General features: G+C 36.4%; 10 protein-coding genes and 1 pseudogene. 1 reads left to right on the plus strand and 10 read right to left on the minus strand.

The features are described from left to right. The 4 genes and pseudogenes from mtnA to ACY2V1_RS02685 form a co-directional block, all read right to left on the minus strand. Positions 1–611, minus strand: a pseudogene (gene mtnA, locus ACY2V1_RS02670) (S-methyl-5-thioribose-1-phosphate isomerase); the annotation flags it as partial. Between the two features lie 17 nt (positions 612–628). Then, complete coding sequence (gatB, locus tag ACY2V1_RS02675; protein WP_461833253.1) at positions 629–2,062, minus strand: Asp-tRNA(Asn)/Glu-tRNA(Gln) amidotransferase subunit GatB; 1,434 nt, start codon at positions 2,060–2,062, stop codon at positions 629–631. A 67-nt stretch (positions 2,063–2,129) separates the two neighbouring features. Then, positions 2,130–3,287, minus strand: coding sequence for a murein transglycosylase A (gene mltA, locus ACY2V1_RS02680; protein WP_461833254.1), 1,158 nt, complete (start codon positions 3,285–3,287; stop codon positions 2,130–2,132). 5 nt (positions 3,288–3,292) lie between these two features. Continuing rightward, the gene (locus ACY2V1_RS02685) at positions 3,293–4,135 is read right to left on the minus strand and encodes an NAD(+)/NADH kinase (RefSeq protein ID WP_461833255.1); all 843 of its coding nucleotides are present in this window, start codon (positions 4,133–4,135) and stop codon (positions 3,293–3,295) included. A gap of 166 nt (positions 4,136–4,301) precedes the next feature. On the opposite strand from ACY2V1_RS02685, the gene ACY2V1_RS02690 reads away from it, so the two are divergent. Then, positions 4,302–4,766 carry a hypothetical protein gene (locus ACY2V1_RS02690; RefSeq protein WP_461833256.1) on the plus strand — a complete coding sequence of 155 codons (465 nt, stop codon included), beginning with the start codon at positions 4,302–4,304 and terminating at the stop codon, positions 4,764–4,766. Between the two features lie 144 nt (positions 4,767–4,910). On the opposite strand, the gene ACY2V1_RS02695 is transcribed toward ACY2V1_RS02690, so the two are convergent. The 6 genes from ACY2V1_RS02695 to ACY2V1_RS02720 all read right to left on the minus strand — a co-directional run bounded on the left by ACY2V1_RS02695 (position 4,911) and on the right by ACY2V1_RS02720 (position 8,452). Continuing rightward, a complete protein-coding gene (locus ACY2V1_RS02695; protein ID WP_461833257.1) occupies positions 4,911–5,249 on the minus strand; it encodes a NifB/NifX family molybdenum-iron cluster-binding protein in 339 nt (112 codons plus the stop codon). A gap of 16 nt (positions 5,250–5,265) precedes the next feature. Beyond that, a complete protein-coding gene (locus tag ACY2V1_RS02700) occupies positions 5,266–6,141 on the minus strand; it encodes an ATP-binding protein (protein ID WP_461833258.1) in 876 nt (291 codons plus the stop codon). Positions 6,142–6,174: 33 nt separating this feature from the next. After that, a complete protein-coding gene (locus ACY2V1_RS02705) occupies positions 6,175–7,026 on the minus strand; it encodes a nucleotide-binding protein (protein WP_461833259.1) in 852 nt (283 codons plus the stop codon). Further along, positions 7,023–7,385 carry a NifB/NifX family molybdenum-iron cluster-binding protein gene (locus ACY2V1_RS02710; protein WP_461833260.1) on the minus strand — a complete coding sequence of 121 codons (363 nt, stop codon included), beginning with the start codon at positions 7,383–7,385 and terminating at the stop codon, positions 7,023–7,025. Before ACY2V1_RS02710 ends, ACY2V1_RS02705 begins: the two co-directional genes overlap by 4 nt. A 101-nt stretch (positions 7,386–7,486) precedes the next feature. Then, complete coding sequence (locus ACY2V1_RS02715; RefSeq protein WP_461833261.1) at positions 7,487–7,804, minus strand: DUF5320 domain-containing protein; 318 nt, start codon at positions 7,802–7,804, stop codon at positions 7,487–7,489. A 24-nt stretch (positions 7,805–7,828) separates the two neighbouring features. Then, positions 7,829–8,452, minus strand: a complete 624-nt coding sequence (locus tag ACY2V1_RS02720; protein ID WP_461833262.1) for a NifB/NifX family molybdenum-iron cluster-binding protein — start codon at positions 8,450–8,452, stop codon at positions 7,829–7,831. Positions 8,453–8,981: the final 529 nt, after the last annotated feature.

Raw genomic sequence — 8,981 nt, forward strand, 5'->3', positions numbered from 1 at the left:
TCATAGGCTGTTAGACGTGCACCTTGCAAAAATGGCCTGGTCTCATTTGCTATAACTTCTATATCTAAATTCGCAGATTTAGCTGCCCTAATAACGCCCAGGGCTGTACCATACCCACCAGTTGCAAGTCCGCCGGCATTGCAGTGGGTCATGATATATTTTTTGTCCTTAATCAACTCAAGACCATACTTTCCAATGGCCTTATTATTGATGATATCTTCATTGTGGATCTCTTTTGCCTTTTTTAACCACATCCATCTAAGCTCATCTAATCCAATATCTTCATCCTTCTCCCAGATATCTCTCATCACCTGAACAACATATCTAAGATTTACAGCAGTTGGCCTCGCCTCCTCTAATTCCATTAACTTCTTTTTTAGAAATTCTCTCCATTCAGGGTCATCTGGATCTAAATTCAATGTACCTAAATAACAACCATACGCAGCCACAACACCTATAGCAGGGGCACCCCTAATTACCATATTTTTTATTGCAAATATAACTTCTCTTAAATTTTTGCATACAAACCACTCTTCTTTTGTTGGCAAGTAGCGCTGATCCAGTAATATAAGGACATTTTCTTCTTCTGAAAATTTTATATGACGTCTCATAATAATTATCCTTAATATTAATTATTCAATTTTTTTGCAAATAACTCTGATACCACCTTTGGATTGGCCTTACCCCTGGTTTTTCTCATTACCTGTCCCATGAAAAAGCTCATGAGCTTCTTTTTCCCTTTTTTGTATGCTTCAACTTCCTTTGGATTTTCTGAAAGTACTTCATCCACTATTTTTTCTAACTCAGAATCGTCAGATATCTGGACAAGGCCTTTTTCTTCTATATATTTCCCTGGATTTAAGTTTTCTATAAAGATTTCAGGGTATATATCCTTTGCTATTTTTAGACTTATTTTTCCGTCCTTAACCAGTTTTAAGAGCCCAGCAAAATTCTCTGGAGATAAGGGAATATCTTTTGGACTCAATTTTTTTTCATTGAGTTCCCGTAAAAGATCTGTCTGGAACCAGTTATAGACTTCCTTTGGATTTTTATATAATTTTACCACTTCCTCAAAATAATCTGCAAGGTATTTATCTGATACTATTAAATCTGCCTCTATTTTGGATAATCCATACTCCTCAACAAACCTGTCTAATTTTTCTGAAGGCAGCTCTGGTATTTCCTTTTTCCAGTTATCTAAATCATTGTCAGAAATCATAACCACCACAAGGTCTGGGTCCGGAAAATATCTGTAGTCATGAGCTTCTTCTTTACCTCGCATGGACCTTGTAATCCCCTTTGACTCGTCATATAGCCTTGTTTCTTGAATCACTTTTTCTCCATCTTCTACAAGGTCTATTTGACGTCTTATCTCATATTCCAGGGCCTTTTGAACATGTCTAAATGAATTCATATTTTTTAGCTCAGTCCTTGTCCCCAAGGTCTTTTCGCCTTTAGGTCTAATAGAGACATTGGCATCGCATCTAAAACTACCCTCCTGCATATTGCCATCACATATATCTAAATAGACTAAAATAGAGCGAAGTTCCTTTAAATACAAAACAGCTTCCTCAGGGCTATTTATATCTGGAGCAGATACTATTTCTATTAAGGGAACGCCTGTTCTATTTAAATCAATCAGGGTTTTATTTTCACCTGGGATGTGTATGGATTTTCCTGCATCATCTTCCATGTGTATTCTCACTATGCGCACCCTTTTTGTCCCATCATCGGTTCTAATATCCACGTATCCATCAACTGCAAGGGGCTGTTCATACTGGGATATCTGATATCCTTTAGGAAGATCTGGATAAAAATAATTTTTTCTGGCAAAGACAGAATTTTTATTTATTTTGCAATTCACAGCTATGGCCATTTTTGTTGCATATTCGACTGCTTTTTTATTAACCACAGGCAAAGCACCTGGCATTGCAGCACAAACAGGGCATGTATTTTGGTTAGGTGGCTCGCCAAAGGTAGTTGGACAACTGCAAAATAGCTTGGATTTGGTCTTTAACTGAGCATGAACCTCAAGTCCAATAACCGCTTCATATTGTGACATAATTCCTCCTGTAATCAATAAAACTCTGGTGAAATGGTTTACTTATCTACTTTTATATTTATTTTCCCTAATCTTTTTTAATAAGCAAATAAATCTTTCCATATTGTGACATAGAACCTGCAATTTTTCTAGCATTTACCCCAAAACCCAAAAAAAGATCAACATGATTATTTGTTATTGCCCCTCCAACATCCTGTGCCATAAATATTCCCTTAACTGGCTTTTGCTTATCCCTATCAGGCAAAGCAACTTCATAAATCCCTACAGCACCAAGGGGAATTATTTTAGGATCAGTTGCCAATGATGCCCTTGGTGTCAATTTTACTCCAATGGCACCTACTGGACCATTTTTCAATAGTCTAAAAAACACGTAACTGGGATTTACAAAGAGGATATCGGGCAAAAGCTCTGGATGTGAGTTCAAATAATTAATTATTCCATCCAAAGTTGCATTTTCAGGTTCAATCAATCCATTATCAATCATATATTTACCTAAAGATACATATTGTCTTCCATTTTTTCCTGCATAGCCAATATATTTAAATGTTCCGTCTGGTAAAATCAATCTCCCTGAGCCCTGAATTTGTAAAAAAAACACATCAACAGGACTTTTAGCCCAGGCAATGACTTGAGCCTTATTCAAAATTGCTCCGTGTCTATCAATCTCTTCCCTTGTATAGTATGGGGCAATTGAGTCTTTTTTTAACCTGTAAATTAATGTCTGACCTTCCCATCTTGGATGAAATTTGCCAAGATCAGCTTTTTTTAAATCACAGGGCACCCCATATATGGGATATTTATAAACTTCATTTTTTTCAAAAGACGCCTCAACATCCATCTCAAAATATCCAGTAAAAAATGTCTTGGGAGTGAGCTCATAAAAATCAAAATCTCGTACAAGTACAGAAGGGTCTTTGTCTAAGAGAGGTAAAACATCTAGCAAGTGTTCAACACTTTGGATGAGTTTTTCCTTTGATATTACAATATCAGACAAATATATTTTATTAGATTTTCTTTTCCGAAGATATTTAAGTGTTTGTTTGAGGGGGTATTGTAAACTTTCCCACGAAGTTAATCCCTGTTTCCTAAGATCAAGAGCCCTCACTATTTTTCTTTTTTCAAGCTCAGAGACCTTTTTATAACTAATTTTTTTTTCAGAAATTTTTGGATGACACCCCCACAGGCTCAAAAAACAAAAAATCAATATCACACATACCTTTTTCATATTTTTCAAATGTAGCCTTTGGATATTAACTTCTTAATGTAAGAACTATTTTGGGGTAATAAAAACTCTACCTCATACTCATGCTTGGATATTTTAACTATATCTTTTGGAGACAGAAAAAAACCTTCTTGTCCATCAATTGTAAGAGATACACCCTGTTGTGTACTTCCAATTTCAATAGAAATGACCTCTTTATCAGATACCACAATGGGCCTAAGCCCAGTCAAAAACGGACACACAGGACAAATCTCCATAACATTTAGTTCTGGAAAAATTAAACTCCCCCCAGCAGCTGCACAGTATCCAGTGGAACCATTAGGTGTGGATACTATCACACCATCTGCTCGAAACTTAAAATTCGCTCCAGAATCTGAAAACTTCAAATTCAGCTCTAATAGCCTTGCCAGACCATCTCTTGAAATAACCACATCATTTATAGAACAGCCTGAAGTAAAAATTTTACCATGCCTCACCACTTCATATTTTAATGCTATCCTCTTTGAGCTTATAAATTTTTGTCGGATCAAAATTTCGGATAAAACCTCTTTCCACTCATCAGGGGATATTTCTGCCAAAAACCCTACTTTTCCAAAATTTATCCCTAAAAATGGAATTTTTCTTGTCAAAAGAGACCTTGCAACATAAAGTAATGTCCCATCTCCTCCTAATACAACAACAAGATCCCAATTTTCATGTGGTGCTGGTTTTGAGATCAATTTAGAAATAGCCATTATATGGACATTAAAATAGTTTGCCTCTAACCACTGACTTATGTCTTTTGCAAGGAGATCAGCATCAGGATGATTTTGTTTTGGCACTACCAGTATTTTTTTTATCCCATTTGACATAAGGGTATTTTATTAGTCCAAAAACAGAGTATATTCAAGATATTTAATGGGCCTGGGTTTGTTTAGGCTAATTATCTAATATTATTGTAGTTTAATTTTTAATAAAATCTAACAACAATCGGTTTTAACCAAAAGTTGAATGAGTTAAAATCACGGATAAAATACCATGCTTATTCAAATAGTTGATTCGCAGGCAAAAATAATTGGTGCAATAAAGGAAGGTTTGGTGCATGAGCAAAATCTTTTACACAAAAAATTGATCTTACTTTTGTATGATAGGGATAAAGGGCTCTGTTTAAAAAAAAATAAGCATCAAAATAAAAAAAATATCTGGGACTTTCCTGTAAATGTTCACGTCCCAATAAATATATCCGAAGAGGAATTAGCTGAAAAAAATCTGCTAAAATTGGATTACATCAAATGTCCCGTCAAGGCATTGATTCGAAACCAACTCTGGAAAGAAAAAAGGGAATTTATATCTGTTTATTCTGTCACAAGTAGAAATATAAAAATAACTGATCTTGATGTAATCTTCTTACAAAAAGAAGAATTCCAATTTGCCATAAAAAAGTACTCTGAGATTTTTTCTGAATACATACATTGGGCCAACTCACTCAGACTTACTTTTTAGGGTGAGACCAAGGGCTAAAGGGTATCGATTTATTGGGTTTGTTGGGTTTGTAACCCTCTAACCCTAATTCCTCAACCCTTTAACCCTTAACTCAATAATGACATTACCTAAAGGCTTTCAATGCCCTGTAGCCATAGAGATCAATTAATGATCGCACACATTTTGACCTGTTTCAAGCGTTCCATTAAGATATGCCTCAACTATTTTTTCAGGTTCATCAGACGGAGCACCTACTAATACCTGAACGCCCATTTGATTAAATAAATCAATTGCCCTTGCTCCCATACCCCCTGCTATGACCAGGTTGACTCCCTGTTCCTTTATCCATGGTGGAAGGATTCCAGGTTGATGTACGGGTGGTGTGACCATTTGTTTCCCAGTAATAGTCTTTGTTTCTGGATCTACATCAATTAAAGCAAATTGTTCACAATGCCCAAAATGCATACAAAGTCTTCCACCTGCTACTGGTACAGCTATTCTCATATAGAATCCTCCTTAATTAATTTATTGTTTTCACTAGGTTATTAAATATATTTACGAATTCATTTTTGACCTTGGTTTGGCTGTAATCTATTATATTACTCTCATTAATCTGGGCCTTAGTAAAAACAGGGTCGTATGGCAATTTTCCCAAAAAGGCAAGTCCATCATTAATACATTTTTCTTCTATTTTTTGGGTAATATCTTCATTTAAATCCCATTTATTTACAATAACCCCAGCGGGGATATTAAAATGTTTAGTCAATGACACAACCCTTTCCATATCATGGATACCTGAAACAGTTGGCTCAGTAATGATTACCACAAAATGGGTACCTGTTACAGAGGCTATAACAGGACATCCAATCCCAGGTGGGCCATCTATTAAGATTTTGTCAATATTTTGAGAAATAGCTATTTCCCGGGCCTTTTGTCTGACAAATGAAACGAGCTTTCCTGAATTTTCAGCACCAATTCCAAGTTTTGCGTGCACCATTGGACCATATTTAGTTTTTGATACCATCCAGTGTCCACACCACCTATCTTCAAACAAAAAAGCCTCTTCAGGGCAAAAATGAACACAGACTCCACACCCCTCACAGGAATTTAGATCTAAATTAAATTTTTGTCCATCAATGGAAATAGCATCAAAACGGCACATTTCTTCACATGTTCCACAAAAAACACATTTTTCCTCAATCCATTTTGGTTCATGACCACTATAAAAATCTTCTTTTTGTAGAACCTCAGGTTTTACAATTAGATGTAAATCTGCAGCATCTACATCACAATCTGCCAGCACTAGGTTTTTAAAAAGGGCAGCAAATGCACCTGTAATTGACGTCTTCCCAGTTCCTCCCTTTCCACTGATGATGACAATTTCTTTTGGTTCCATAACTCTTCACCTTTTCTTCATCCAACTTTAAAATTACGCCACTATACCTTCTTTTGAAAGCTCAAAAGCTCTATCTTTTAATTTTAAAAACATATCCTTGTACTCAGGAAGTTCCTCCACAATAACCTTACCTTTAGAATATAATCTGGCAATTTCAATATCGTGTTTTATCTCCATTAAAATTGGGATATTTTCCTGTTTTAAATAGTTGTGTACCCTATCATCTCCCATATCTGACCGATTTATTACTACCCCAAAAGGGATATTTAATTGTCTTGTAACTTCAATGGCCAAGATAAGGTCATTTAAACCAAAGGGAGTTGGTTCGGTAACTAAAATAGCCACATCACAATCTTTTAATGTTTCAATAGTTGGGCATGAAGTTCCTGGAGGTGCGTCCAAAATACAGATTTTATCGTCCTCAATATGTTTTTTTAACCCCTTAATAATTGGAGGTGCCATGGCAACTCCAATATCTAATCTACCTTCATACAATTGGACATTATTTTTTTCATAATGGTTAATTTCACCAATCCTTCTATCCACTTCGCTGATCGCCTTTTGAGGACAAATATGATAACATGCACCACAGCTATGACACAAATCATAAAAAAGCATAGGAACCTTTTCTATAACAATGATGGCTTTAAATTCACATATTTCTGTACATTTTCGACATCCATCACAAAGGGACTCATCTACCTTTGGAACTTTCACATATGAAATTTCTCTATCAACAAAATCACCCTTTAAAAAAAGGTTTGCATTAGGTTCCTCTACGTCACAATCTAACAAAACCACTTCCTCATCAATGGCAGTGGCAAGATTAACTGCAACTGTGGTCTTACCTGTTCCGCCTTTACCTGAGGCAACACATATTTTCATATCCAATGCCCCTCTTTATCAAATGATTTGGCAGGCTCAAGCTTTCCTGCTGTATATGCTTCAATTGCCTCTTTTACTGTTTTAAGATTGGTCAAATATACTGAAATCTTAGCTGATGTGAGCACATTAAAGGCCTTTGGGCCTATGTGACCAGTTATTACTGCCTTTGCTCCTTCTGAAGCCACATTTTGTGCAGATTGAAGTCCTGCACCTTGGGGCAAATTCAAATTCTGAGAATTGTCTATTACCTTATACTCTTTTGTCTCTGTATCATATATCAAAAATTTTCTTGCTCTGCCAAATCTTGGATCTATTTCACTATTTAAATCATCCCCTGTAGTTGTTATTGCTATTTTCATATTTCCTCCCTTTATAGGCAGAAGCGATTATTATTCGCTTCTGCCTAACATTTAAAGTAACACATCACTTTCACAAACTCCCACCACTACACGAAAGTTAGCTACTTTTGTGTGAGTTCAGCCAGCCTCTGTTCTAATTCCTTAAGCCTGTTTTTGAGAAAATTCGCCTCTGCTTCCAATGTCCTTTTTTCAGTCTCTTCATCATAGGGAACAGAATAGGGAGCAGGATAATAAGGTCCATACCAGCACCTTCTTCCTCTACCCCAAAATCCTCTGCCCCATCCTCTACCTCTACCAAATCCCATTCCTCTTCCTGGGCCATACACCCATCCAGGCTGGGAATTTCCAGAACAATACCCAAGTCCTCTACCTGTGCGTGGGCCTGCGCCCATTGGTCCAGTCCTATCTCCTCCTGGCATAACCATCACCTCCTTTTTGATTTTTTATTCCCTTCTTAGGGGTATTTTACAATTAGGGCACAACCTCTCAAAACAAGGTTGTCCCCTAAAATGCTCTTCTTTATGTCCACATTTTGGGCAGATACACATCCCATCTACAGTTCCTCGCATCCTGCCTCCACCCATTCCACCCATACCTTGTCTACCGCCCCCTTGACCTCTGCCTCCTCCTTGACCTCTTCCTCCTCCTTGACCTGGCATATTCCACCTCCTTAAAATTCTATGCCTGGACTTAAAACAACCTGGCATAATAAAAGTTTTTTCATTTAATTTGCCCAAAAAATAGGCTTGTTTCACTCTTTCAACACAACCAGAAATAAAAGGAATAACCGTAATTCCATTTGATGTGAGTACTTCAAAATATTGTCTAGATATACCGCCACACACTAACACATCTAAATTAAGCGATAGAACATCTTTTATCCTCTCAAAAAATTCATTTGACCTTATATATTCCACATATTCATCCACAATGTCTTTTTCATCATATTCCACAACCAAAAAATTCTTAGACACATCAAATAAAGGAGCGATTCTGTCATTCCATACTGAGAAAGCCACCTTTTTATTCATGAACTTATTGAAGCAAGTTAGATGCCAAACTAACATTAACTATAAACTCCTACTAAATTAACTGATTATGGCCTTGAACTTCCATCACTTAGTTGCAATTTTGCTACTTAACGTAGCTTCATAGTCGCAAATTTGCTACTAACACAAATTTCGTAAATTCTCTACTGGAACTTTAATCTAGTATAGAATTCTTGGGGCTACGCCAAATAATAGAAAAGTTGTCCCAATACTGATTAAAAATTCCCTATATTTCAACTAGTTACAAACTTTTCACTTTTTCACCTAAAGCAACATCTTTCCTGACATATAGGGATGAATTGGTATTGGTAAAGAACACATTAAACTTATCTATCGGGTATAGAATGGAAGGGGGAGGCGAATGGACGGTATTTTTATTGAAGTGACTATGGACAAATATTAGAGCTTGTTTGCGAGTGAAGCTAAAAAAAGTTGCACCAGTCGGCGAAGCCGACCTTGCAACTTTTAGCGGAGCGAGCATTACAAGCTCTTATATGAAGTTCATCCTGGAACGAAAATAAAAATACCGTCCATTCGCCTCTGTTAT

The organism is Desulfothermus sp., from assembly GCF_053993635.1.